The sequence below is a fragment of the Dyadobacter sp. OTU695 genome, from assembly GCF_038440355.1.
Classification (GTDB): Bacteria; Bacteroidota; Bacteroidia; order Cytophagales; family Spirosomataceae; genus Dyadobacter.
In genome coordinates, this window is sequence record NZ_JASATN010000003.1 from 459764 (window position 1) to 485260 (window position 25497).

Annotated in this window: 32 protein-coding genes; 11 read left to right on the forward strand and 21 right to left on the reverse strand. The window is 43.0% G+C overall.

Going from position 1 to position 25497, the window contains the following annotated elements; genetic code table 11:
• Positions 1 to 80 precede the first annotated feature (80 nt).
• Positions 81 to 593, reverse strand: coding sequence for a toll/interleukin-1 receptor domain-containing protein (locus AAHB90_RS32765; RefSeq protein ID WP_446717891.1), 513 nt, complete (start codon positions 591 to 593; stop codon positions 81 to 83).
• A gap of 762 nt (positions 594 to 1355) precedes the next feature.
• Here AAHB90_RS32765 and AAHB90_RS10005 point away from each other — a divergent pair.
• Together AAHB90_RS10005 and AAHB90_RS10010 are read left to right on the forward strand one after the other, a co-directional pair.
• Positions 1356 to 1691: a helix-turn-helix transcriptional regulator gene (locus AAHB90_RS10005; RefSeq protein WP_342084818.1), complete on the forward strand. Its 336-nt coding sequence runs from the start codon at positions 1356 to 1358 to the stop codon at positions 1689 to 1691.
• A gap of 3 nt (positions 1692 to 1694) precedes the next feature.
• Positions 1695 to 2273: an ImmA/IrrE family metallo-endopeptidase gene (locus AAHB90_RS10010; protein ID WP_342084819.1), complete on the forward strand. Its 579-nt coding sequence runs from the start codon at positions 1695 to 1697 to the stop codon at positions 2271 to 2273.
• A gap of 890 nt (positions 2274 to 3163) precedes the next feature.
• Here AAHB90_RS10010 and AAHB90_RS10015 read toward each other — a convergent pair.
• From AAHB90_RS10015 to AAHB90_RS10045, 7 genes are all read right to left on the reverse strand, one after another.
• Positions 3164 to 4816 carry a DUF262 domain-containing protein gene (locus AAHB90_RS10015; RefSeq protein ID WP_342084820.1) on the reverse strand — a complete coding sequence of 551 codons (1653 nt, stop codon included), beginning with the start codon at positions 4814 to 4816 and terminating at the stop codon, positions 3164 to 3166.
• The gene (locus AAHB90_RS10020) at positions 4813 to 5826 is read right to left on the reverse strand and encodes a hypothetical protein (protein ID WP_342084821.1); all 1014 of its coding nucleotides are present in this window, start codon (positions 5824 to 5826) and stop codon (positions 4813 to 4815) included. Before AAHB90_RS10020 ends, AAHB90_RS10015 begins: the two co-directional genes overlap by 4 nt.
• Positions 5807 to 6940 carry an AAA family ATPase gene (locus tag AAHB90_RS10025; RefSeq protein ID WP_342084822.1) on the reverse strand — a complete coding sequence of 378 codons (1134 nt, stop codon included), beginning with the start codon at positions 6938 to 6940 and terminating at the stop codon, positions 5807 to 5809. The genes AAHB90_RS10020 and AAHB90_RS10025 overlap by 20 nt, the downstream gene beginning before the upstream one ends.
• Before the next feature lie 299 nt (positions 6941 to 7239).
• A complete protein-coding gene (locus tag AAHB90_RS10030; RefSeq protein WP_342084823.1) occupies positions 7240 to 7410 on the reverse strand; it encodes a hypothetical protein in 171 nt (56 codons plus the stop codon).
• Positions 7411 to 7445: 35 nt separating this feature from the next.
• Entirely contained in the window at positions 7446 to 7736 is a 291-nt protein-coding gene (locus AAHB90_RS10035) for a DUF3427 domain-containing protein (RefSeq protein WP_342084867.1), read from the reverse strand.
• A complete protein-coding gene (locus AAHB90_RS10040) occupies positions 7696 to 9291 on the reverse strand; it encodes a Fic family protein (RefSeq protein WP_342084869.1) in 1596 nt (531 codons plus the stop codon). The genes AAHB90_RS10035 and AAHB90_RS10040 overlap by 41 nt, the downstream gene beginning before the upstream one ends.
• 215 nt (positions 9292 to 9506) lie before the next feature.
• The gene (locus tag AAHB90_RS10045) at positions 9507 to 9788 is read right to left on the reverse strand and encodes a helix-turn-helix domain-containing protein (protein WP_342084824.1); all 282 of its coding nucleotides are present in this window, start codon (positions 9786 to 9788) and stop codon (positions 9507 to 9509) included.
• Positions 9789 to 10055: 267 nt separating this feature from the next.
• On the opposite strand from AAHB90_RS10045, the gene AAHB90_RS10050 reads away from it, so the two are divergent.
• Complete coding sequence (locus AAHB90_RS10050) at positions 10056 to 10697, forward strand: type IV toxin-antitoxin system AbiEi family antitoxin domain-containing protein (RefSeq protein ID WP_342084826.1); 642 nt, start codon at positions 10056 to 10058, stop codon at positions 10695 to 10697.
• 501 nt (positions 10698 to 11198) lie between these two features.
• On the opposite strand, the gene AAHB90_RS10055 is transcribed toward AAHB90_RS10050, so the two are convergent.
• Positions 11199 to 11429 carry a helix-turn-helix domain-containing protein gene (locus AAHB90_RS10055; RefSeq protein WP_342084827.1) on the reverse strand — a complete coding sequence of 77 codons (231 nt, stop codon included), beginning with the start codon at positions 11427 to 11429 and terminating at the stop codon, positions 11199 to 11201.
• A gap of 135 nt (positions 11430 to 11564) precedes the next feature.
• On the opposite strand from AAHB90_RS10055, the gene AAHB90_RS10060 reads away from it, so the two are divergent.
• Positions 11565 to 12356, forward strand: a complete 792-nt coding sequence (locus AAHB90_RS10060; RefSeq protein ID WP_342084828.1) for an RNA polymerase sigma factor — start codon at positions 11565 to 11567, stop codon at positions 12354 to 12356.
• A 3-nt stretch (positions 12357 to 12359) separates the two neighbouring features.
• Entirely contained in the window at positions 12360 to 13451 is a 1092-nt protein-coding gene (locus AAHB90_RS10065) for a hypothetical protein (RefSeq protein ID WP_342084829.1), read from the forward strand.
• Between the two features lie 162 nt (positions 13452 to 13613).
• Here the strand turns inward: AAHB90_RS10065 and AAHB90_RS10070 are convergent, their stop codons facing one another.
• From AAHB90_RS10070 to AAHB90_RS10125, 12 genes are all read right to left on the reverse strand, one after another.
• Entirely contained in the window at positions 13614 to 14087 is a 474-nt protein-coding gene (locus tag AAHB90_RS10070; RefSeq protein ID WP_342084830.1) for a hypothetical protein, read from the reverse strand.
• Positions 14088 to 14142: 55 nt separating this feature from the next.
• Positions 14143 to 14988 carry a relaxase/mobilization nuclease domain-containing protein gene (locus AAHB90_RS10075; protein WP_342084831.1) on the reverse strand — a complete coding sequence of 282 codons (846 nt, stop codon included), beginning with the start codon at positions 14986 to 14988 and terminating at the stop codon, positions 14143 to 14145.
• Positions 14985 to 15644, reverse strand: coding sequence for a plasmid mobilization protein (locus AAHB90_RS10080; protein WP_342084833.1), 660 nt, complete (start codon positions 15642 to 15644; stop codon positions 14985 to 14987). Before AAHB90_RS10080 ends, AAHB90_RS10075 begins: the two co-directional genes overlap by 4 nt.
• A gap of 265 nt (positions 15645 to 15909) precedes the next feature.
• Positions 15910 to 16434 (reverse strand): hypothetical protein, encoded by a 525-nt coding sequence (locus AAHB90_RS10085; RefSeq protein WP_342084835.1) that lies wholly within the window; start codon positions 16432 to 16434, stop codon positions 15910 to 15912.
• A 102-nt stretch (positions 16435 to 16536) separates the two neighbouring features.
• On the reverse strand, positions 16537 to 17124 hold the full coding sequence (locus tag AAHB90_RS10090) for a hypothetical protein (RefSeq protein ID WP_342084836.1): 588 nt from the start codon (positions 17122 to 17124) through the stop codon (positions 16537 to 16539).
• On the reverse strand, positions 17121 to 17492 hold the full coding sequence (locus tag AAHB90_RS10095) for a hypothetical protein (protein ID WP_342084837.1): 372 nt from the start codon (positions 17490 to 17492) through the stop codon (positions 17121 to 17123). The genes AAHB90_RS10090 and AAHB90_RS10095 overlap by 4 nt, the downstream gene beginning before the upstream one ends.
• Positions 17479 to 17802, reverse strand: coding sequence for a hypothetical protein (locus AAHB90_RS10100; protein ID WP_342084838.1), 324 nt, complete (start codon positions 17800 to 17802; stop codon positions 17479 to 17481). The genes AAHB90_RS10095 and AAHB90_RS10100 overlap by 14 nt, the downstream gene beginning before the upstream one ends.
• Positions 17799 to 18068, reverse strand: coding sequence for a helix-turn-helix domain-containing protein (locus AAHB90_RS10105; RefSeq protein ID WP_342084840.1), 270 nt, complete (start codon positions 18066 to 18068; stop codon positions 17799 to 17801). The genes AAHB90_RS10100 and AAHB90_RS10105 overlap by 4 nt, the downstream gene beginning before the upstream one ends.
• A 103-nt stretch (positions 18069 to 18171) precedes the next feature.
• A complete protein-coding gene (locus AAHB90_RS10110; RefSeq protein ID WP_342084841.1) occupies positions 18172 to 18825 on the reverse strand; it encodes a hypothetical protein in 654 nt (217 codons plus the stop codon).
• A gap of 157 nt (positions 18826 to 18982) precedes the next feature.
• A complete protein-coding gene (locus AAHB90_RS10115) occupies positions 18983 to 19333 on the reverse strand; it encodes an SMI1/KNR4 family protein (protein WP_342084842.1) in 351 nt (116 codons plus the stop codon).
• Positions 19334 to 19362: 29 nt separating this feature from the next.
• Positions 19363 to 19980, reverse strand: a complete 618-nt coding sequence (locus AAHB90_RS10120) for a recombinase family protein (RefSeq protein ID WP_342084843.1) — start codon at positions 19978 to 19980, stop codon at positions 19363 to 19365.
• A gap of 639 nt (positions 19981 to 20619) precedes the next feature.
• On the reverse strand, positions 20620 to 21036 hold the full coding sequence (locus AAHB90_RS10125; protein ID WP_342084844.1) for a hypothetical protein: 417 nt from the start codon (positions 21034 to 21036) through the stop codon (positions 20620 to 20622).
• A gap of 358 nt (positions 21037 to 21394) precedes the next feature.
• Here AAHB90_RS10125 and AAHB90_RS10130 point away from each other — a divergent pair, with 358 nt between their 5' ends.
• The 6 genes from AAHB90_RS10130 (at position 21395) to AAHB90_RS10155 (ending at position 25476) form a co-directional block, all read left to right on the forward strand.
• Complete coding sequence (locus AAHB90_RS10130; protein WP_342084845.1) at positions 21395 to 22042, forward strand: recombinase family protein; 648 nt, start codon at positions 21395 to 21397, stop codon at positions 22040 to 22042.
• 78 nt (positions 22043 to 22120) lie between these two features.
• Entirely contained in the window at positions 22121 to 22414 is a 294-nt protein-coding gene (locus tag AAHB90_RS10135) for a hypothetical protein (protein ID WP_342084846.1), read from the forward strand.
• Positions 22401 to 22739: a helix-turn-helix domain-containing protein gene (locus tag AAHB90_RS10140; protein WP_342084848.1), complete on the forward strand. Its 339-nt coding sequence runs from the start codon at positions 22401 to 22403 to the stop codon at positions 22737 to 22739. The genes AAHB90_RS10135 and AAHB90_RS10140 overlap by 14 nt, the downstream gene beginning before the upstream one ends.
• A gap of 5 nt (positions 22740 to 22744) precedes the next feature.
• Positions 22745 to 23605, forward strand: a complete 861-nt coding sequence (locus AAHB90_RS10145) for an ImmA/IrrE family metallo-endopeptidase (RefSeq protein WP_342084849.1) — start codon at positions 22745 to 22747, stop codon at positions 23603 to 23605.
• Between the two features lie 2 nt (positions 23606 to 23607).
• Entirely contained in the window at positions 23608 to 24357 is a 750-nt protein-coding gene (locus AAHB90_RS10150; RefSeq protein WP_342084851.1) for a hypothetical protein, read from the forward strand.
• 48 nt (positions 24358 to 24405) lie between these two features.
• Positions 24406 to 25476, forward strand: a complete 1071-nt coding sequence (locus AAHB90_RS10155) for a nucleotide kinase domain-containing protein (protein WP_342084852.1) — start codon at positions 24406 to 24408, stop codon at positions 25474 to 25476.
• Positions 25477 to 25497: the final 21 nt, after the last annotated feature.

Genomic DNA, 25497 nt, shown 5'->3' on the forward strand with positions numbered 1-25497 from the left:
ATGTACTTTTACCCCACTCTTCGATTATACGGCCATGTAAAAGAACGGTAAATTCCTTGGCCTTGCCTTTGTCACAGTCTCTACAACTTGGCTGCGACGCATACTGATTCGCTTTCGGGTGTAACTAGTTCTGCGAGCTTGGCTGCTATATTTGCCATAGTATCTTCCTTAGTAGTCAAGCCACTTCTGGAGCCCAGTAGAGGACTGACTTCGCGGAGAGCTTCGTAAGTCGTATCGTGAACTATGGGAACGAGCAGGTCACGTGCTAAAAGCGCCGAAAGCTCCTTATCAGCAATGCCCTCTCCTTGGACGCGGCGCAAAAATGCGGGGGTCACCAGTACTATCCCGACTCGCGATTTCACTAAACCCTTGTCGATTTCGCGGAGCAATGATGTGCCAAGCAAAACGTCCTTTTCGCTAAACCAAACTGAGACCCCACGAGACTCGAGCAAATCATGTAGGTCTTTGGCGGCCCCTCTCCGGTCGTCCCAAGCATGACAAAGAAAGACGTCTCTAAGGTCAGGCAGGGATGCTTTCTTCTCGAAGCTTTCGCGAACCGGCGTAAGTGTGCGCACTTCTGCAGGTGTGTACACAATGGATGAACCTACTTGCGACCAGCGTGGCCTCGCGCTGCCGCTCGACCCACCGCTGTTCCCGCGGCTGCTTTCCGAAGACGGATAAGAAGAATAAGAGTAAGAACGAGACTCGTAATTACTGTAGCCGCCATATCGACTGTAACGACTACTGCATGCAGGGCAGGCTGCTGCCGCACTTGCACTGCGATGACCATGAACTGGTGCTGTACATCTTGACATATGAACAAAAAATAAAATCTTATTGAATGGAATTTTGAAATCTCACGTATATTTTTTTCACAAACACCACATTCTCATTTTGTTAAAAAGGGCACCGCTTAGTTTGAAGCGATGCCTCTTAACAAAAATCACTTCTCACGGCGGACGCCTTTAAACGGGGTTCCGTCCTGTTTGCCGTCCATTATACGACCCGTTTCAGTGTCACGCTTGAAATACATGCCATTATGCTCAAATTGTGATCTTTGACGCACAGCACCGATTCTGCGCCCATCTCCGGTTGGTTTATTAACTGCCATTTTTACACCTCCTTTCTAATTTTAAATTCATTAAGATGTGCCTAATCTAGTAGTAGAAGGTCACATCAAGACTCCAAATTTATACTACGTTTGAAATACTTTACACATGAGACATTCAAATGTAATAAATTTCAAACGTTTTCGCCATTGTTCGAAAAAATTTATTTGATGGTGGTCATTTAGATAGCTCTTATTGTCATAAGTTTTGAAAATAGCTTACTTTTAACATCAAAATGACTAACTTATGACTGATCAAGAACAGCAATTTCTATATCAGCGAGTGGGGGAGAATATCCGAAACGCTCGTAATGATGCCAACTTGACGCAGGAACAGTTGGCTAACGCGATTGGCTTGAGCAGGGCGTCTGTAGTTAATATTGAGAAAGGCAGGCAAAATCCATCCATCCATCAGCTTTATTCTATTGCCGAACATTTAGAAGTAACCGCGCACGACCTTCTACCAAAAATTTACATAACTGAAATTTCTAGTTATCTGACTGATGATGATTTGAAGAATGTGCCAGTCGAAGACCTAAACAAACTAGCATCTTTTGTATCAAAATTTAAAAGCTTACAGTAGTTCATGAACAACAAGCGACGCAGCCATATTGAAGAGGTTGCATTTATGCAGCTTCGTGAATACGATTTATACCCCACGCTTCCTGCTACGCTATATGAAAGATGCTTGGCAGTCGACGTTGAAAGAATTATAGTTCAAAAGGGAATCAAGCTGGTTCCGTATGATTTTGGGGATGATATTTCAGGCGTACTACTTTATGACGGAATTAAAGCAACGATCGGCTACAACAAAGATAATGGGCCTACTCGACGCAGGTTTACAATGGCTCACGAGCTAGGACACTTTGTATTGAACCACCAAAGGCGTGGAATTTTCGTCGATACGGCTGAAAAATATTTTCCCCCAAAATTTAGAGATAGAGATTCTTCAACAGGTGAAATCCTGCAAGAAAAAGAGGCCAATGCATTCGCAGCCGCGCTGCTAATGCCAGATGAGCTTGTCTTAGGCGCGATTGAGCTTATCCGCGACCAAAAAAAGCATTTGCAGGAAGATTACAATTTGGCCGGAGAGTTGGCCAAATATTTTTGGGTTAGTCCTCAGGCTATGCTCTTCCGGCTTGACAATTTGGACTTCTTCATTTAATTAAAATTACCTCTAGTATACTTACGATCAGTAGCAAAAGATACTGGTGCCTTCGCGATGTCTGCTGGCTGGCGGGCGTTGGCACAAAGCTTTTTTCACACTAGCCACCAGGGTAGCACGCACCCTGGCTACACCGCTGTTCGGTAGCACCCAGCAGAATAGAATTGATACTAATATTCTTCGCACCAGGCTCCTTCGACCAAGGGTTGTAACGACATCTAATACTGCCTTGGTTGCGGAATACAACGAGCCCCACCATCGGCGATTCACTTAAACCCGAATTAATGTTGATGATTGCCACCCCTAGAAGTTTGAAGTACTCCCTATTTTTAAGACCAGCGATTTGCTACTACTAATTTAAATTAAGCGGCATTCAGGTACATAGTCGTCGGCTTTTTCCGACCAACTTCGACCAAACACGAATATCGTCGAACAGACCAATATCAGGCCGAAACGTCTTGATCCTAAGGCCATTTTGGTCTGATTTTTAATGAAAATTCCATAGGTAATCTGTAAAGTTTGCGGGGCAAATATAGGGGAATATTCTGATCTGCAACAGGTACTTTGGGAAGTGTAGTTTTAAGCCGCTGATAGCCACAGCGGCTTAGCCTAGTAAGAAAAGATCCAGACGAGAAGACGTGAGGATGATTAAAGATTATAGAGTAAAGTGTGAAAATATTCTAAGTACCATGAATAGTACTCACACTGCAATCTAGTTTTATACTAGCCGTTCCTGGCAATTAGGGAATGGCAATTACTATAAAGATATGCAAACCTGTACGAAGCTTCCCTGAAGCTCGCTTTTCAAGACACACCTGCGATACAACAGCGGCGCTGAATAATGCGGCATAGCCTAGAATCGGTTGGTGGCATAATTAAGCACCAATCAACTACACAGCATAGCTTATACCCAATTGTTCGACAAATTCTCTTTCCTGAGACTTAATTAGGGATAGCCGCCTCTCCAAAAAGTCTTCCTGCGATATATTATTGAGCATCTCAGAGGAAATCAAAAATCTCGAAATATTCGAATCTACCAATTGTGACGACAACAGTACGCGATTCTGCTTTTCAAATTTTAGCGTCTCGAAGCTAGGGTTGAGAATTATCAAAGTATTCTCAACAATATTGTCAACACTTGCATTATCTATTCTTCTAAAAATCTTCAAATCCTTAAACCGCAATTGTGTATCACTATCAATTGACTGTGAGGTGAGTATATTAACTCCTCTGACAGAAAAGTTGAGCATGAAGAGAGCAAGAGCTTTTGCTCTTACACTATTCATGGAAATCTTCTTTGGAAAATCAGCAGTTTCGAATTGTCTATTTTTGTCATAAAATACAGGATCTACATTCTCATCATCAATGAACTGAAGAAAATGATAGTAAGCCGATCTCTGCTTTGCCAAGTTGTAGATCGTAAAATAATTTGAGTATGTCGTTTTCCAAAACCAGATCCTCAGCTTGTCTAATTGTTCCCTCGTTGGGCTCTTGACTCTGTTAAAAAATTCGGTTAGAAACACAAGGTGGTTATTATAAGGGAGGAGACTACCGCGAAGTACCATAACTTCCTCATACAAAAACTTCACCGCACGTTCAATACTTGAAAACGTCTCTAAGGATATATCAATGAAATCGCTTCTAAGAGCCAGAGCTTCGAGGTCATTTGAAACATTTGATATATCAAAGTAAATTTTACCGAAAGAGTTAATGACACACTTCAATATTAAATCTCTCTTGTTTATCCTTTCCTCTTTCGAAGTAAAAAAGTTGTATTGTTCTAATCGAACAAACAATGCGTCTATTTCTGATCCGAACCTGAATTGTCGCTCCCTATTAAAACTTAGAGCAGAAACTTTCCAATCGTCGCTAATTTTGACTCCCCTTGAATTTAACCGAGAAAAAATTTCTACTGCATCCTTTAAGTCGCCACCCACAAGGTCGATCGAAGGAATATCATAGCTGGAAATTTTTGAACCAAAGTTTTTATAGAGTTTGATATAATCCTTTTTTTGTGTCTCATCAACATAGGAATGCACGAGACGTGTTTGAAAATCATAGAACTTTTCACCATCAATAAAATGATAAAGGGGGATCTGGTATATTTGAAGGTCTGAGCTAAACTTCCTGTTAAATTCAAAACGGTCCTCATGGAGGTTGTAGATAATGTCAAAATTTTTCTTCCAATTATCTTCATCTCTGTCTAGATAAGTTTTGCTCGGATCCATAAAACATCCGAATAAGGTTGATAGTCGTTGGTATCCGTCAAGAATATAGTAGAACTCATTTCCATCACGTCGAATCAGGTAAGATCCAATTTTCTGAATGTCGTCATTCAAAAAAAGGTCTTCTCCCTGTGACTGCCAAAAAAGTACTGATCCAATCGGAAAGCCCCTTTTTAAACTATCTAAAAGATCAAGTTTCTTCTGATTATCCCAAACAAAATCACGTTGAAACGGAGGTATCTGTATCCGACCTTTTTCAAAATCATCGAGGTACTGAAAAAGCCTTCTGACTCTTGTATTTATTTGCAGAATGCTCATAAGATTTTTTTTATTTCCCTTATTATGTGTTCAAATTCATTTAAGTTTTCAATTTTTGGCTGATTAGCAATCATTGAAAACATCTCTTCACGAGTTGCGTTATTAAAGAGCTTTGAGAACTCTCTCTTAATCTTACCACCTTGATAATTCTCTATATCTATACCCTTTCTCAATATTTTATAAGGATTGGTCGACACATCTCTTTCAGGGTAGAGTTGTTTTATCTCGTTAGGCAGTTTATCATATGGCTTATCATTAAACCCTTTCTCTAAATCAAAAAAATCTCTTTGTTCATGTGTTGAAAACTTGATATACAAATTGAGATATTCACTTTTAAGTCTTCCAAGAATTGCTAACGGCACATAATTTTCCTTTTCTCTCTTAAACAATATATGATAAGGAACATTTTGCTCGTCCAAAGTAGAATGTTTCGAGGGTTCAATTGGCATCGTAGGATATTTTTTGTCACTATCTAAGATGACAAAATATCTTAAATATGTTTTTTTATCTTTTGTAAAACATGGATCTTTAAATGATTCATTCAGTTCGGAGTTTATTACACTTGTAATTGCAGATCCGCCACCCATTCCATATTTCCAATTCTGGTCAACCTTTGCTTGATTTAAAGAACCATCGGTGTCAAAGTGGTTGAAGATCATATTGATGAAAGGTGGGTCGTACTCACTATTTTCCAAAAGAATAACTAAATGCTGTCCTAGGTACATATCTGCCTCTTTTGGGGCAAAATCAAGCATCGGATTTAGTTCCGACACATCTATAATCTTATAGCTTTTGTTTATTCTTGTCCCACTTTTTATATATGAATTTATTAGTTTTATATCTCTCGAATTCAGCCCTTTTTTCCATTCAGAGTTCTCATAGGCGTCGATATCATCGATATCATCTAATAACATTGCATGCTTACCTTTTCTGAAATAGGTTAGTAGATTGTCAAGTCTATCTAGATGTTGTTCGCTATTGAAAATATCCTTACGAATTCGTACTTGCATTTTGATTTTCCTTTTGAGCTTTTCTAAATTTCAACACCTCATCAAGGCCTTCATTGAAAATGTTGTCAGGCCAATCCTCAATTTCTCCATCTGGTTCTATGTTAAGTCTTCTTAAAGTACTGTGACCTTCTTGCTCATTATAGTCAATGTAGTATATAGCGACATCGTCAACTGAAATTTTTCTAGAAGCAATTAGTCTCTGAATTCTAAGTATGAAATTTTCTGAGTGAGTTTCTATTAAATATTTCCTCCTTTTATCATCAATGTAAGAATCTACAAAACGCTCAGCAAGATTTCCATGTGCTGCCGGGTGCAAGTGGGTCTCTGGCTCCTCGATAATAATAAGTATATCATCGTTTACCGGCATGAATGACCTTACAATTAATGGTAATGACTGCCTGATTCCAGATCCTGTGTTAACAATATTAATGGGTTTAATAAAAGTGTTTTCTAAAACAACCTCAAAAGAAAGAGATGTTCCAGTTATGTCCTTAACTTTTATTCGCCAGCCTTCAAAGTTTTGTTCAAACCAATCGCTAATTGCTTGCACGATACCATCACCATTGTGATGATATTGAGCAAGGAGTTTATATGCGTTTTCTCCGGACACTCCAAGTTTTTTGTATTCTCCGAATATATCGCTAAACGTAGGAGCTGGGAACTTTCTGAATGATTCGATATAATCAAAATTAAGTGACACCTTCTTTGGATCTCGACCCTTGGGAAGCATGCCATTTAATTTGTTGTTCACAAGGTTAATTGTCTCACCGTCAATAGATAATTTTGATACCCTCACATTATACGTTCTATCACCAGTAATTAAAACTGATACATTAGAGTTATTATCTACGATATCGAATTCGATTGGAGCACCAGTTATCTCTCTGTTATAGAACAAATCTTCATATGTCTGGCCAACTCTAACCCCGTCATTCTCAAGTTGGAAAGGGGCGGAAAAATCTCCTTCCAAGCTACCCGAGATCATCGTGGGCAGCTTGGCTATTGCACTTTTCCCGGAATTGTTCTTACCAATAAGAATAGTAATTGGAACAATGTCTAAAATCTGCCTTTCTCGGAAGAGTTTATAATTTTTGAAAGATATTCTGTTAACCATATATGTTGTCTCATCGCATGATAGATTGCAAAAGTAGTTAAATTATATGCAGTATGAGGTCATATGCGCCGTCATCGCACCATATACCAAAACTTCCGTCATCACAGCGGAAATCAACTCATTCGAAACCCAAACATCCTAAGCGTAACCTTTGCTGCATCGCCAGAAGTAAGAGATACCGCTGCTTTCGCCATATTTTCAGGTTAAGCCTGCATAAGGTGGTGTGTGAGTTACAAACTTTTTCATTTTTTAGAATTGCTGCCCGGGTCAAGGACCGTATCAGCTATAACCAAACAACCTCACCCAACCGCCATCTTCGCCATCTCCTTCCAGATATAATGCGGAGCTGACTCGCGCAATGCCCAATTGATACTCATCGGCTTCGCTCCATAATGGTCGATATAATCCGCCAGGCCCAGGAAGACATAGGCAATCGTATTATTAAATTCATCATTGTTCTTCTCCCGCACAAACAGAAGAATCGATTTTCCCGTTTGCTTTTGTTTTACGTATGACAGCCCCTTGCCGGTTTCGGCCGGGCCGTGTTCTGAGACTGCCAGTGAAAAATCTTTTCACTGACTGCATAATCGTTATACAACGTAGTAGGAGAGTTATTTGCTTCTGTCTTTTCCAGCGTTATGAGCAGTACCTCGGCATTCTTCGCTTCCAGGTTTACGACCCCTTCCCGGTTGCTGGATTTCCTTTCAAATGTGCTTTCTCCGAAAGCGGTCAAGATCTGTTCTCTCGAATATCGGCTATGCACTTTGAGTGGTTGAACCACTTGCCAATCCGGCACCAGGTAGTGTCGCAACAGTTTTACCCCGAATTCCTTCGTTGACCAGACGGCCGAGAAAGGCAGCAAATGGTTCAATGTTCTGTTCCACGCTGGCTTTTTCCAGTGAGTACATATATTCGTCACGACTTTCGACAGGTATTACCGTCCATGGATATCCCCCCGAAGCCAGCATCGCATTCATTAAGAAACGCCCCATACGTCCATTGCCATCCATATAAGGGTGAATGAACACAAATATGAAATGTCCCAATACCGCTCTTACCGACGCTTCGGGCTCTTCCTGCAAAAGCTCGAACAATATGGGCATAGCGTCTCTCATGGCATCAACATTGAGCGGTACGTGTTTGGAATTGCCTATATAAACCTGATGATTCCTGTATCCTGCAAGATCTGCGGCCTTCAGAATACCTGCTGCTATACTTGGATCAAACAGTTCCCTGTACCATTTCGAATGGTCTTTGTCTGCGAGCATTCCTGCATTTTCACCCCGAAGTATGGCTTTGATACTTTCAGTTACAGACTGAAAAGCCTGGTAGTATCCTCTGGCAGCCATTGCGTCGCGTGTTTTACGATCTTCTTCATTTTCGTTAGCATCCCACTCTCCCGAACTTACTTTGGCAATCAATTCGGGCGTGACCCGGTAGCGTTCAATGGAAAGTGAATGATAGGCATCCGTAATGTAGATATCGTCTATGGTTTTCAGAAACGCGTCGTGGTCTCTAGGAATTCCGGGCGAAGCGGGAAAGTTTGTGATTACGGACTGACGCATCTGCACCCACATCAGACGTATACGGTTGGCGTATGGTGAGCGTTCACGAGCGGACAGTGTCAGATCTAATTTACTGTCAAATGGATCTGCTTCGCGGATGTCATAATCCGCCTGCTTAAAAGTATCAACAATCTGGTCCGATATTCTATCTCTGCCAATATTCCTGAAAGCCCCTGCCAGCCGTCCCGCTAAGGTGGTGTGCCCGTTTTCCAAAAGTATAGGTAGCAATTCTGAGGCATCCCTTACCAACGATAGCGCTGTACGTGCATCAGTAGCATTACGTGTATAGATAGTTGCAGAACTATATATCAGTGCCGCTTGCAACGTGTACATGCGTATTCCGTTTGCAACTATCGTAAGCTGATTCGCCTGTGGCAGTTCGCCCCGCATGTTGAATAGCGAAGTTTTGTGTGCCAACGACGTGGGATTGTTGTTCCCCTGCGGAGATCGCACAAGCAACTGCTGTGGAACTGCCTGGTTGCCTGCATGAAGCAATAGCGACTGTTCGGCGGACAGAGACCAGTTGTTTCCATACCTGTGTTCGAGAAATACCGCTACAAAATCCCAGTAGGAGCTATACCAGGCTGTGGTTTCGCCATCCTTTTCCTCCGGATTAGTAGCGATGTACCAACCTTTTGTTACTTCCCTAATAAATCCATTTTTGGAAAGTATCTCCCGGTATTTTCGGCTTGGTATATCATCTGTATGAATGCCCACAATCCCTTTTTGCTGCAAATCGTGCAGGAACTGAAGGGCCTCTACAAATCTTTCCCGTGGTGTTGCCATATCAATCAAATCAAGCGGTTGTTAATTTATTGAATCTTGATGTGCCAATACTATTAAACCGCGTTGTTGTAAATATATTAAATATGGTTGTGATATTTTTATTAAATTGTGTTGTGATAGATTTATTGGATCATGACAAGCACTAGTAACGCTTTTAGCGATAGATTGCTACCTGTTATGTGATCAAGCGTCAGAAGATACTTACCTATTGAAGTCTATTCGCTCGATTTACCAAGCAACTTCAAATCCTGCAACTTTCTTCCAAGCTCGTCATCCGGGGCCAGTTTAAGGAAATCTTCGTGCAGATTTAGAACCCTCAAAACATTAAAATACGCCCCTATCGATACGCTAGGGCTGCCTTTCTCAATGTGATACAATGTAGTGCGATCAATCCCTGCCCGCTCAGATACCTGAATAGTGGTGAGTTTCCGCCGCTTGCGGGCTAACTTGATGTTTTCGCCCAATTGTTCCAGAATTTTCTGAAATCTGGGTAGCACGACTTGCTTTTTAGTCTGCATAACGTTGATTATTACAACAAAAATATAATTATGTTGAGAATAATCAACATAATTTATGACTCGCGAGTAGTCGCGCAATCCCGGAGGATAATTTCGGGTGGCTGGCAAGCGGTTAAAATTTCATTAAGCATTATATTGCTTTTAACATTTAAGTCTTCCACCATGAACCTTTGGACTGAGTCGAAATCCCTTGACGAGATCATAAGATTGCTAGTGAGCTAAAAGACCTATAATATAACGTCTGTCATGAATCTCCTTCAAAGCATCAGAAGCCACTCTAATCAACCGCTTACCCGGCAGCTGCTGGCATCGCTTCTCAAAGATCACAAGGAGCCCAATCATAAAATCGATGAACTGCTATCTGCCGGGCTTCTGGAAATCGTGAGGGATGGCCTCTATATGCCTACTAAAAAGCTTTCACCTTTCCGCTCTGAACCATTCCTGTTCGCAAATCACCTATTCGGCCCCAGCTATGTCTCATTTGACAGCGCCCTATCCTTTTACGGGTTAATTCCTGAGCGAGTATATGAAGTGACCTCAGCGACTACAAACCGTACCGAGCGGTTTAACACCTCGATAGGTGCATTTAGCTTCGCACGGCTGCCATTACCCTATTACAGCTTCGGGATTCGACACCTTGAGCTTGGAAATGAGCAGCACATTCTTATTGCTTCGCCGGAGAAGGCGCTATTTGATAAAGTAGTGACTACCATAGGCGCAAAGCTAAATAGCTCGAAATCCGCTACTGAATATCTCATCGAAAATTTGAGAATTGATGAAGATAACTTGCAAGAGCTCGATACAAAAGTCATGGAGACATGGCTGGGCGATGCTCCTAAGTCGAAAACCCTTTCTATGATCATAAAGTCGATCAAAGGCCTCAAATAGATTGAGCTGTAAAGGAGAATTGGAACGCAAAATTTTCAAATATATAATTTAATTATATATTTGAACTAATAACTTCATTCACTTTTGATTTTCATTTACTTCCGCTACTCCTAGCTATGAGCTGCCAATTAACGACCAAACTTGCCAATATTATCCTCATTCTCCCGGCGGTGATGTCATTATTGTCCAACTGTTCAAGTCAGCAAACCACAGATCAATGGGACGACGCCACCATTGACGCTAATCTTTCCAAAGATTCGATTTACAAACAGCTTGACAAGGGAAAGGAGATATTTTCAGCACTTGAAGATAGAGATCCACTCGCAAGAAAGACAAGCAATGTTTCGTACTTCTCTGGCAAACGAATTGACCTCAGTGCCACCCAATACGCAAAGTACAATAATTGCAGAGTCTATTTCTGGAAAACCGATACTTTATCGATAAACATATAGCTTAAAATGAGCCCTACTGTACTATTTTGGGGCTCATCTGCACCCTTTGCTATAATTGTTCGGGCATTAAGTCTCTAGGAGAACAGTTCATTTCACGGGCGAGTATTCCAATATGTTCAATATTGTACTTACTTGGAAATTTGGGGCTTTCGATTTGTCCAATAAATCCCCTGGTCAGATTTAGAAACATAGCGAGATCATCTTGAGTATAGCCCTTAGCTTTTCGGACTTTCCTCACTTGATTTATCACCGCAATTTCGAAATCTGTTTTTTCAGGCATGGGTTGCAAGAACCAAAAACATCGTTATTTTTGTGCTTAGTTATAACTAAGCAAATGTTTCAACTTGTCTGCTTCCTAAAGTTTCAGGCGCCTAAATCGATGAAGCGATGTATTACTAAGTCAATAATGTATGATATGGGAATTCGAAAGCTGCACAGCAACTCTGGTGGAAACGTCGATATGTTTGACAGGTTTAAGGGCGGTGATGAACGCGCATTTACAGGTTTTTATGAGAAGTCATTTTCTAGCCTCTTCTACATTGGCAGGGGCCTAGTCAATGACGAGTTCCTGGTAAGCTGCGTTTTACACGAATGTTACCTGAAAGTCTGGGCACACCGAGATAAGATTGAAAGCCTCCCTCATGCATACCGGTTTATTCGTCTCAACCTCCGTTGGCAGCTCTTGAAGCATGTGCAAAAGCCAGCATACCAGATATACCGAAAAATGACGGAAATAGACCACCTGGAATCTTTCGTGGGCGAAAAGCCAGATGTGGAGAGCTATTTCGGCGGCGGCGGCGAAGGGAAGAGGTGGGATGAAATCTCGAAGGCGATATCGTTTCTTCCCAAACAGCGCCAGTTGATAGCCAGCCTTCATTTTAAGGATGGACATAGCCCACGTGAGGTTGCACAAAGAATCGGGGCGAACACGCTGCATGTGGCCAGCGAAATCCAAAAGGCTGTAGAGGAGCTTAAAAGGATGGTAACGCCCCGCACGACTAGTCCTGTAAAGCAAGCAAAGCAGCCGTACCCTTACGATCATATTCTGAGTAGTGAGCAGGCTCAGGTATTCGAGCTTAGACAGGATCAGAAGAAGTCTTTTGCTGACATCGCCTCAATATTAGGCTATCCACAGACCCAAGTACAGCAGCACTACATAAAAGCATATCAGCTTGTCAAGAATCATTGGAAGCAAAATGAGCGTTAGGTTATGGAAAAGCTTTTCACCACCCGGAAGATCCGGCTCTTGATCGATTCCGACGACATCGATCAGAAGAATAAGATTTTGGATACACTCTACCAGTGGCGCTACATCTGTTTTAAAGCCGCTAACCAGATCTTTACTCACCATTACGTTCAACAGCAGCTCAGAGAAATGCTCTATCTGACCGAGGGTGTAAGAGCCAGGCTTTCTAACATTAAAAAGGACGAGTATGGGATACTGTCGACATCGAGAATGAACACCAGCTATCAAGTGCTTGCCCAAAACTATAAGGGCAGTATCCCGATGCATGTCATGAGCGCCTTGAATAGCAATCTGGTCGCCAGTTTTAACAAGATGAGCAAAGCGCTGGCTAGCGGTGAAAGCGCAATGCCTAGCTTCCGAAAAGAAACTCCGATCCCGTTTAAAGGGACGGATGTAAAAAAACTCGGAAGCAGCCGCGAAGGAGCAGTGTTTCATTTCTCACTATTCGATATTCCTTTCAGGACATACCTTGGAAAAACAGGCCAGGACAAGCGGGAGATGCTCCAAAGCCTACTGGCTGGTCAGGTAAAGCTTTGCAGCAGCTCGCTAGTACTTGACAAAGGAAAGATTTTTATGCTTGCCGTATTTCAGACCGAACCTAGTGAGCAGGAACTTGACCAGGATATTATCGCCGAGGCGAGCTTGTCACTGGATTACCCAATCATGCTGTCGGTGGGCAACAAACGCTATACGATCGGAAGCAAGGACGAGTATCTCTATAAGAGACTTGCGATCCAGGCTGCCATCCGGCGGAAGAGGAAAGCAATGGCGTTCATGAACCAAAATAGCCGAAAGCAGCTCCGAAAATCGAGCATAGATAATCTGATGCAATCAGAGAAGCGGTATGTCTCGCACAAGCAACACCTATACAGTAAGAGGTTAATCGATATATGCCTTAAAAATAAAGCAGCGACTTTGCTGCTCGTAGACCAGACGGAGAAGGAGCAGCAGGCGAAAGCAGATCCGTTTCTTTTCCGGAACTGGGGATATTATGGCCTCAAAGAAAAGATAGAGCGCAAAGCCGAAAAGGCGGGAATTGCTGTGCTGATCGAATGAATTTCACAGAGGCTGCTTGTACAGCCGCAGGATGTAACCATTAGCGGTTTCATTAAGTGCCGAAAGGCGCATACAACTGGGTTAGCTTAATTAATAGTAAGCAAACATGGCCCGATATGAAGCAGGTAACCGGGATCGGTTACCTGCATTCTAATTATCATTTTATTCTGCTTCAACTACGGCCTTAGGCTTTCTGCCACGCGGTTTTCCGGTGTACTCTGGTTTTGGTGCTTCGGTTTCAATAGCTAGCTCGTAGCCTTTCGTAGCTTGATCAAAATCAAAGGTGGAGATTTTGAAAATCAATTTCTCGCTATCGAAATTGATGCCTCCCTTTTTCAATATAATAGCCAATGGAATTACATGGCCCCTGCCACTTTTTTCGAATGAAAATGTTTGATCTGAACTTGCAGCTGGAACAAGATATACGGATTTAATTTTTCGCTTTCCCTCCTGCGTACCGATTTTGAAATTGGTCGACTCGGGGTCAATTCCCAGATCGCGTAATGCGATAGCCGGGAAAACAAGCTTGCCGGAATTAGAAATGTAGCCTGTTGGAAGCGGCGCTTCTTTTGGGGCAGCCTTGGTTTTTGATACGTTTTCCTCTGGGGAAAAGAATTTAATTGCTTTTAGCTTCATGGGTGTAACGGGTTATTTTGGGCTAAAATAAGGTATTCTTCCTAAAAGCCCGCATTTACAAGCGCAAGCCACGATTTTTCTGTTTTTTATGATCCGGATTTAGCTCCTTTTCTATGCCTATTTCCAAGCTTTGAACCAGCCGTTTTTCAAGGGAGGAAAGCGAATAATCTCGCCCCAGATCAGAGCCTTTAATCTTAATTTTTTTCTGCATATTAAAAAAGGCGATGCCCCGCCCGATGTAAGTTTTGTACCCCGCACTTATCAATTCCTTTTTAAGCTCATCGATGGACTTTACGCTTTCTAATAGCTTATCAACCGCCCGTTTAAGCTGTAAATGTGCATTATCGGTTACCAATATTTCTTGGCTTCTTCGCTGATTGATACGCATTTCAGGTGCCTGAACTAATCCCAATTCATGCTCCATTCTGCGAGAGAACGTGCCGGTCCGTGCGTAGTTCTTGAAGTGATCGGCGGTATTCTTTCCATTGTGGTTAATGCGGTTCGCGACGATATGGAAATGAAGATTATCCGTGTCCTCATGCTTAAAGACAAGTAGCTGATTGTCTTCAAAACCAAATTCCTTGGCAAACTCGGTAGCGATGTGAGCGATGGTGTCGTTGCCTGGCTTTTCGCCTGGTGCAAAGCTAAATGACTGGTGCCACATGAATTTGGTTAGCCCGGTGTTCTTCTCGTGATTATCGACGAACTGCTTGATCAGATAATTTAGATCCAGTTTTCCGTCCGATTCAATTCTGATGCCCAGGTTCTGAATGTAGACCAGCTCTCCCCGGACATCCTCCGCGTCCAGCTTTCGTTGCATCTTTACCGAAACCTGTTTGTCGTAGTAGCAGTATTCGATGAGCCGTTTCGCATAGCTACCCAGGCTTGCTTTTCCGATCATGTCTTTATCCTTTTGAGTACCGAGGAAAGCGCATTTTCAATTTCCTGGTGTACCAAGGTTTTATCAGGGACTGCCGCTTTCCAGGCCGGTTCCAGCTCCGATAGTGGCGCCAGATAGTAGGCCTCGTATTTATGAAGTATATCGCCGACAAGCCTGGCGTTTGACCGGCACTGGTCAATTAGCTGTTGCCTGCTTTCAAGGTCTGCGGGGAAGCCGGACAACAACACGGCCAGATCATTTAACCATGAGTGGAGCGCGGCGAGTGTCTGCTTCATACCTCGGAGCTCGAAGGATTCAAATACCCAAAGGGTGATAAGGTCAGCAAGTAAGCGGACGCGCTGACTGCTCTGTTGCCATTGGGCTGAAAGCATCTCTTGACCCCTGGTCTTTAGGACTGCTAGCGACAGAATCCCTGCCAGCTGTTCCAGGATCCGGATCGTGTCAGCGGTCGCTTTGGGAAGTGACCTTTTCTGAGGTTTTTTAAAGGGGATATCGAGCGCCAATGTCAAGAAATACTGACTAGCGGAAAGCCCACTTTTTTCGATCATCTCATTGATCTGTCGCTTCTGATCAGCGCTTACCCAAACTGAAAAGTGTTCCCTTTTGGCAGCACCTTTTTCCTTCGGCGGTCTTCCCTTGATTTTCTGATTTTTCATACGTCTTTTGGGATTAGCTATGAGCCGGAAGGCGAATAGCAGGGGTCCAGGGGTTTTCCCATGGCCAGCTCCCGCCGGGGAGTCGCATTTTGCGACGTACCGGCGATAGCTGGCTGGGGAGAAAACCACCGCTCATGTTCGTAACCGTTTGCAAGTGTTTGCAATCGTTCTAGAAAAATCGAGATTATTTGAAAGTATTTGAATTCATTCGAAAGCGGCAGGAACTGTGCGCTTTTGCTGGGAAATTTGAGGAACAGGCTGGCCTTTACTGGCTGCCAAGCGGCACCAGCACTCGCCTGGCCTGGGAATCATAGAGGTAGTGCCTGCCGATCTGGACTTCCCCGTTCTTAGGTAGTGGAACAAGTTGTAAATACAACACGCCATCGTGCTTGATGATCTTTCCATGCTGCATGATCAGTCTGTAAGCCGGGGCGTCCGGGTACTGCTCCAAAATCCTTTGCCGCTCGACATACTGCTGTCCATGGCGTATCAAAACATAGAATAAGACTGATACGACGATCCCTGCAATTGAAAAGGGAGCACTTACACCTAAGCCGTAGAATAGCGCTTGCCACCGGTCCTGAAATTGCAAGTGTCGTTTCCTGCCTTTTAACTCCAATGCGGCCCGGTCAATGGCTGCAATGGATTTTCCGACCCTGGTTTCCAGGCTTAGGAAATGCTCCTGAGTTTCTGATAAAAACAGGGCTGACCAGTCATCGATCTCGTGACCGTACTTGGCCGCGTACTTGCCCCTGGTCTGGGTCAGGCGGTTTGGCTCCGGGCTATTCATCGATGAAATTCTCGTTAAGTTCCTTTTTGAGCCTGAGCCTTGCGCCTGGTGGGTAGTCTTTGAGCGTGTAGCCATTCCGGATGCCGTCCAGTATTTGGCCGCCTAAAGTGATGCCGGCTCAAAGTCGCCGAACCGTCTGAGGTCAAGCCCGAGTGCGGTACAGTTATCTTCGAGCTCTCTGGACAAGCCAGGAAACTGGTTAAAGCCGAAAAGGTTTTGCCAGATCACTATCTGGAATTTTGAGCTGAGCGCCGCCCGCATCTTTTCCAGAAACTGAATACTGGCCAGGTATGCTCCGCCGCCACCGATGATGATATGGAATATGGCCTTGATCCCGAGCTCATCACACCACTCCTTTAAATCGATATCGCGCGTAATCAAAGCGGGCAACTGTTCACTTTCCGGCGCTCCGAAATCCATAAACACTTTGTCAAAGGGGCTATCTGCCAGGCTTTCCACGTAGCCGATAAAAAGGTCCCGCATGAGCCTTTCGCGGTTGTCAAGCAAAGAGAAAGCTTCAAACCGGTCCTGCCCTAAGAAGGCAAGTTGTCTGGAAGAAGTTTTTGTTGAGCTGTCAAGGTCGACAAAAAGGGAAGTGCTGCCGGCCTGGGAAAGCGCCCTCAGGTAGGTATGCAGGCTTTTGCCTACGCCGCCTTTGGCCTGGACGATGAAGTGAAATTCTTTTTTCATTGTTTGTTTGAATGTTTTGATTTGAAGTTGAATTTGTCTTCTAGTTTAATTTGATCCGGATCGGTTACCTTGAAAGCGCTGGGTTGACTGTTCCCAACGTTTTGCAGTTGATCCGGCTTTGGTTTGGACTTTTCCACGGGCCTGTGACTACTCGCGATCTTCTTGCCTTTGAAGTAAAACCGGCAATAGCGCACATCTTCGGCAGTGACGAGTCCTGGCCTGGCTAGTTTCGCGTTGATTAGATCGGCGATTCTGGCACGCGTGAGCCTGGCTAGCAGGTGATCGTGAAAAAGTTCAAATAAGACCTCCCTGCGTTTTCGGTCCTTCTGCTCGAAAAGCTCGATCAGCAGCTTTTCATCGATCAACATCGGACTCAGCAGTTGTTCCGGTCAGCACTATACGACTACCTAGTTGCGGGTGAAAAGAAGGGTCGTAGCTCAGGTAGCCGTAGCTGATCAGCTCCCGCATACATTTGTGATAAGTCGCCCCGGATTTGATCCGTGAAAAGCCCATCAACTTCCTGCGGCTTGCGTGAAACGGGATTTTTTGGATTCCGTTGCCGTAGTATAGAAGCGCCGTGTAGAGACTGATGTGATAAGAGTTCAGCCTGTCATCGGATTTGACTGCTTCAAGCGCCGACACATCCATAGCAGCACTTGCATGATCGAGTCTTTTCATCGCTTGGATCCGTTTTGGTTGAGGATGGCGGCGATGTCTCGCTGACTGTAAAAGAAGCATCCGCCGATCTTGGTAAACCGAAGGTGCCCCTGGATGCGAAGGTTCTGTAAGGTGCCTGGTGAAATGCTCAGCATTTTTCTTACCTGGGCGCTTCGGAGCCAGGTGCCCTCTGAGGGTTTCTGTTGCAATAGGATTGATTTGAGCTCTGCAACGATTTCATTTTTCAGGTTTTGCAGATCCTCCCTGGTGATCAACTCTACATTCATTTTTCTGCAAGTTTATTGTGAAACATCCCGGCATAGCGTCTGCCGGCTGCTTGCAAATGTGAATGCAGGAGAGCTCATTCCAATGACCAAACTTAGCAGCTGGTCATCGCCTAGCTGTCTTTGATCCGGTCAGCACGATTGTAAAGAGCTGCAAATCCTTAGGTACGTCGATGGCCTTGCTCGTTTTCTCTTTCTGGACGGGAAAGTAGTTGCGGGCCGTTTCGATGGGAATCGGCTTGTGGTCGTGCGTAAAATATTTACTGATCAGCTTGTACCAGGCGCTCTGGCCCTGAAAGTTGAAAAGCCTCCGATCGTCAGGGAGGACCAGATCTTGCAATTGATGGATGAGATCAATGAAGGTCGGAAGGTGTTTGTCGCGAATATCGATCTTGGTGCTCGGCTCGAATTGCCGGAGCGCTTGGAGCTGGTCACAGAGCGCTGAGATTTGATTTTTCAACCCGGCGATTTCTTCGTTCTTTTCTGCTATGACCACTTCCAATGCTTGTGAGGACTTCCACTGATCGACAGAGAGAAGAAACTTTTGGAATGTGCTAAGCTGCTGGATTTGCCCTTTTGCGACAAGCGCCTTTCGTGAGAAAGGATCAATGAGCTTTAACTGGGCGATACGGGTTGAAACGATATCGGAAACGTAGCGGTGAAAGTCTTGCTGATCACCGGGAAAGTTTTCTAAATAGTACCCAAGATGGTAATTGTAAAAGTCAGCAAACTCGTTGTCTCCCAACTTATAAAGTTTCAAAAAGAAATGATTGTCGTCAAAAGAGCTTCGAATGAATGGCGTGCCGATTTCGAATTGATGCGGTTTGAAATTCCACGGATCTCGAATTTTAAAGTAGGAGTGTAGCAAGGTTTTTTAACCATAAGTTACATGTCGCTATGGATAAATGCAAGTGGGATTAGCCGTAAAACTCAGGCTCATTACAGTATTTATAAATACCTTTCCTGTCATTCATAAAGCCAATGCAATGACTGCAAATAAGATAATCTGAGAAGCCAATGAAATTTTTGTTGGTATTGGATAGGTATTCGTCCATAATGCTTTCCAGCGGCCAAATTGAAAACATATTTGACCGCCAGTCGTAGTCCTTAAACCCGTTTGCCCTCAAATACAGCTGTTTAAATTGATCAGGGAACGTAAAGTTGAGTATTTGTTCGGCAATGTTGATTTGGTCGTTAGTAACGCTGGCATTCAGTTCAATTTTCTCGACCTGCCATTGCCTAATGACTTCGTTTGTCCAAGAATCCATATTTGACATAGAATTTACAGATTTTCTCGCTAGGCAGCTTTGTGATATTTTTTGACACCATTCTTTTTAATCCAATTAGACAAAGTTGCTTCCGTCACCCGGTAACGGTCTGCAATGTACTTTTGGCTCAAACCGCTGAGCAGCAATGCTTCGATCTCAGGTCTGAACTGATCAAGCTTGCTTTTACCTGGACCAGTCGGCCTGCCTAGCTTTATGCCGGAAAGTTTCTTGGCGGCTAACGACTCCTTTGTGCGCTTGCTGATCAGATCCCTTTCAATCTCTGATGCCATCGCAAAAACCATGGCCATCACTTTACTCTGGATGGAGTCGTCAAGTTGCCAGGCTCCTTTCACTGTATAAATTCGGATACCCTTCTGCATCGCGATCGATATGATCTCCATCACTTCAAGCATTGACCTACCAAGTCTGGAAAATTCACTAAGCAAAATCACATCCCCTTTTTTAAGCTCGTCCAGGATGGGGCCGAGCTTACGGTTGCGCCACGAAACTTTTCCGGAGACCTTTTCTTGCACAAACTCGACTTTTCCTAAATTTTTCTCATTGGCCAGGTGCAGTATGTCGGCTTTGTTCTTTTCAAGGTCTTGGTCAAGCGTCGAGACACGTAAATAGGCGATATTCCGGGGCATTTTTGAGCGATTAGATGAAAACCTGATTACTTGATTTATTTTATAATAATTACAATGTAATATTAAATCCTTTTTGATAAATTATCCTTACTATTTATATGAACGTTTATTTTATAATAAAAAGCACTTTTTCTGGTATGGGTGTAAGAACGTTCCATCATTGGTGGATTTCGAAATGTCGAGCTAGATATTCACGATAGCGCCCCTCTCACTCGTGTTGATATCGAATGCTGAGTTCCATGGTGGACACTTCACTATGGAAAAAAATTATGTTTAGTGTTCTGGACGACCTTGAACTAATAGACGAGATAAAGGCCACCACCGGGTGTTATCAGAGGAATTGATAAATAATTTACAATGTACATGCTGTTCAAAGTCGGCAATAACTAACAAGGCAAACTTAGTAAAACCGCCAACACGCACATACTGAAATCTTAATCTGCCGGACAATACGCCGTGAAGTAACAAGCAAGCGGCGTTGCATGGAGTTTACCGGCGCCAATCACTACAGGGCAAAAGTGGCTGACAAACTGGTTTTTGCTTCAGCTTTTAATGCGAAAAGGCAAAAATTGAATAGCGGCTCAAATTCTGGCTTTATAATTCGTGGCGTTGATCGAGGGCTATTTTAGAAAAAATTGCTTATCTGCGTAATGCTTTCTTTTTTGAGCGAACTATGGGCGAGTCGAGCGTTGTGCTGAATCGGGCCTCTTTGTAGGGAATAAGCGTTGGTTCGATGTAAATGAAAGAATCATAGGAATATCTTACGTATCCGTCCTTTTTGACCACCTCGTAAGGCTCACTCTTGAACATTCGATAAAGACGGCCTTTCTTGTCCCGGAAGCCCCAAACGGCATCTTTCGGTAATTTCGTTTTTACGCCATTCTTATGTTTGATAACAATGGATCTGCCAAGTTTCTGAGCCCATATATTGCGAATCGAGCTGTCTGGCATTATGGCGTCTATGTCGGTGCTGTGATAGTACAATGCAGCTTGCTGGCAAAGGCCATTTCGACCCAATAGTAGTGCGAATCCGAGAAAGAGCTGAAACGTTTTCATCGTCTGATTCATAAATTTATATGAAATTAACTAAGATATATATAAGTATCAATACCAAATGATTAGCAAGTTGTTGCCGAACGCAATTAGCTCAATGTTCGATCCGAGGTTCCAGTCGTGGCGAATCTATTTTTAAAACAATGGTGAATCTGACTCGATTGACCAATTCTTGTTTCGGCGAACAATGAGATCTATAACACATCTGAGAAATTAATCCGGTCGTTTTTCTGTACTGTGCCGACAGATTGAGATCTCCTTACTTTGCTTCCAAAATATGCCGTTTGACAGTACAGATTAGTGGTACATGAAAACAAATTACGGTATATATGCAGCCATAGGGGTTAAACTGTAATTTCAGATGATATTTGGATATGTAAGGGTTTCGAAGAATGAGCAGAACCAAGACCTGCAATTCGATGCCCTCCGGAAGGCGGGGTGCGAGAAGATTTTTCATGAGAAGGTGTCGGGTGCTTCCAAGGAGCGACCCGAGTACGCAAAGATGGTTTCGGAGCTGCGGAAAGGAGATGTAATAGTGGTCTGGAGAATTGATCGTCTCGGTCGGGCTACTTATGAGCTGATCAAGCTAATGGTGGAGTGGAAGGAAATGGGTGTGGATTTTCGTAGTATTTCAGAAGGAATCGATACGTCGACAAAAATGGGACGTCTTTGGTTTATGCTCAGTTCGGTATTTGCCGAAAATGAAAGGGAAATTTTGATGGAGCGGACTTTGGCCGGTATGGAAGCGGCACGCGCTCGGGGTCGGGTTGGGGGGCGGCCCAAAGGTCTGACAAAGAAATCAAAAGAAATGGCTGGCCTTGCTGCCACACTATATTTGAGTAAGAAGTACACGACCAAGCAAATCTGCGATCAACTTAGGCTTGGAAGTAAAGCTACACTTTATAACTACCTCCGTCATGAAGGCATAGTAATAGATGGGTGGACGCGAATGGTTAAGGAAGTCTCTGCACAAATCGGTGGCGACGGCGTTAAGACGAGTGAAGAATAATGTCAAACTTTGAACCGAGGAAACTAATATTTGGTTATGTAAGAAAATCTTACCTTTTTTGTAAAAAAATCGTACATCATGTTAGAAGCCGATGTTCATAGTGTCGAAAAGGTTATTCTTGAAGAGCTCGAAAAAGTAAAAGGGCTTTCGAGCGTGGATACTGATGTTGAGATCAATAGTGACTGTAAACCAGGCGCCATTGGAATCAGGAGTCAGGTCTTGGTTAGTATCATGGGGAATTTGGAGGAGATTTTGAACGTAACTATTCCAGACACCTGCTACATTTTTCGGGATACTGATGGAATTAGAGAATTGACAGTTAGAGAAGCTGCTGAGAAACTTATAAAAATTGCCAAAGATGCAAAACAGTGATTTGTATTCAGAACGAGAGAAAATCGCAGCTCGTATTAGAGATGCTCGCGTTTTAGCAGGTTTGTCACAAGCGCAAGCTGCGGAAAAATTGAATTTGCAGCGCCCTGCGATTTCTGAAATTGAATCTGGGCGGAGGAAGGTTAGTGCCGAGGAAGTTATTCAGTTTGCTGAATTGTATAAGGTTGATACCTCATGGATTCTTTTGCAAAATGAACAAAATGAAATGTCGGAACAGATAACGTTTGCCGCACGAGAACTTAGCAAGCTGAAGCCTGACCAGATGAGCAAAGTGATCGACATTATTAAAATGCTTCCAAAAAAATAATACTGATGAACGCACTGCCTGTTCAAGCCATAAAGAAGGCGAATCAAATACGCACCAAGCTCAAACTTAACATTTTTGAGCCAATTAATGTTTTTGACGCCTGTAATCAGCTGGAAGTAAGCGTACGTTTTATAGACATCAGTATGGAAGGAATGTATGTAAGTATTTCAGATGCTTCCAGTCCGGTCATTTTGATATCAAGCCTGAGACCACTTCCACGCAGAGTTTTTACATGTGCCCATGAGCTAGGTCATCACCTTTTTGGTCACGGATCGAAGATCGACGGGTTGAACGAGGACGGTTCAAAGATGGCCTCCTATGACAAAGAAGAATACCTAGTAGATGTTTTCGCAGGAGCGCTCCTTATGCCCATTGCTGGAGTTGAAAGAGAGTTTAAGATCCGAAAGTGGACGCCAGAAAATTGTACCTCGCTTCAGTTTTACACTGTATCTTCAATGTTTGGTACTGGTTATTCAACTATGGTCAAGCATTGTCGGGCACACAAAATAATAACTGATAGCAAGGCAACGGAGCTCCTTAGGGATTCTCCAGGTAAAATCTTAAGAGGTATTGCGGGGGAAGCTGTCGAATCGGCTTATTTTAGAATTATTGACGCGAATTCGGTCTTGCCGACTATTGACTTAGAGGTGGGTGGATACTTATTTTTCCCACCTTACGTAACCATCGAAGGTGATCATTTGCTCAAAGTCAAGAATACCGACATCGGCGATATGTTTATTGCAAAGCGCCCAGGGATATGTCGCGCCGTCTCTACTTTGAATAGCACCGGAAGTTTTGTCAGAGTTCAAAATAACAACTATGTGGGACTGGCGGAGAATCGCCACTTGCAAGATAATGTCGACTAGTCATGAGCGGAAGTCCTTTTCTTATAGAAAATCTGAATGTATCGGAGTCGTGGCTCTCAGCGATCCAGAAAACCACTGAGGATGGAGGGAAGGAAATAACTCCATTGGTAGTAACATTGACCGATTTTTCAGAAACAGAACGTGTCCGTAAAGCGTTGGACTTCCATCTCCTTACTCGAAAAAAATTGTCAATCGATACCGTGTCTGAAACAATCTTTCCGTGGTCTCTTTATGAATATTGCCAATTTGATAGAGAAAAGTTCTACAAGGCCTATAATAAAAATTTACCGAGAATTAAGAAAATAGATGCTCACCGTAATGCGTCAGGTACTTACTTCGAAAGGATGATTGCTTATGAACGCAACCCAATAAAGATCAATCAGCTCGAGAATGTAATTACGTCGTTACTAAATAATCGTTCGGTTCGTCGATCAAAACTGCAAATATCCATTTTCGATCCCACAAAGGACCATATCAATGAACCATACCAGAGTTTTCCCTGCTTGCAGCATGTGACTTTTCATAGGTCAAAGAATGGTGGGCTCGTATTGAATAGCTTTTATGCCATTCAGTACCTTTTTAAGAAGGCATATGGTAACTGGCTAGGACTAGTACTTCTGGGGAAATTTGTTGCAAGAGAAGTGGGTTTAGAATTTGAGCGATTGAATTGTTTCATTGGTGTTGAGCAATTAGACACATTAACGAAAGGGGAAGCAAAAAAAATTATTTCTGAAATTACAGGTCGTAGGTAATCTTCAGTTGAATCCGACATACTTTTTTAATTTATCAACGATGTTAGTGTGAGAAGTTCTAAAATAAAAGAAAATAAGTCGAAAATAACTATTCATATGCCATTGTCTCCTGCAAAGACAACGGCGGTTTACGATAGCTATTGGAAGTTTGCAGTGTTGAGGCAAGATATATTTTTCAATCGGGTTAAAAATAATTCGCAACCATGGTCAAACGACCCGATACTAAATGAGTATAAATTTACAAATGCATATAGGGCGTCAGATAGAGTCAGCCAGTATCTTATCAATGAAGTAATTTATAATAAAGAATATCCCACATCTCCAAAGGAAATTATTTTTCGAATTTTGCTCTTCAAGTTGTTTAATAAGATAGAGACTTGGGAATTGCTTTCGAAGCATTTTGGTGTTTTGACACATAAGGATTACAGATTTTCGCAATATGACGAATTACTCAACATCGCGATCGGTAGCGGTAGACGAATATATTCAGCTGCATACATCATGCCGTCAGGTCAATCTTACTTTGGACACAAAAGAAAGCACAGCAATCATTTACGGTTGATAGAGCATATTTTAAGTAAAAACACCGATGAACTTTTAATGTCGGCCAAAACTATGCAACAGGCATTTGAAGTACTGAAATCGTTTCCAGGATTTGGCGATTTTCTGGCATATCAGCTGCTAATCGACATCAACTACTCGGAGATATTAAACTTTTCGGAGTCCGAATTTGTGGTGCCTGGGCCCGGCGCACGCGGCGGAATTAGTAAATGTTTTGAAAATACCGGTGGGCTTAGCCACGTTGAAATAATCAAAATGGTGACCGACAGGCAAGAACAGGAATTCGATAGGCTGGGGTTGTCTTTTCAAACTTTGTGGGGACGGCCGTTACAACTGATTGATTGTCAAAATTTGTTTTGTGAGGTGGATAAATATGCTCGCGTCAAACACCCGGATATAAAGGGAGAGAGTGGTCGAAGCAATATCAAGCAGAAATTCAGAAGGAATTATTCTCAGATTGAATTCTCGTTTCCTCCTAAATGGGGTATAAACGACAAGATTCACGAATTTTTGAATATGAGCCGGAAAGGGGCAGCTGTTCAAGAGACGCTATTTTAGTTTATTTGTCAACTTTAATCT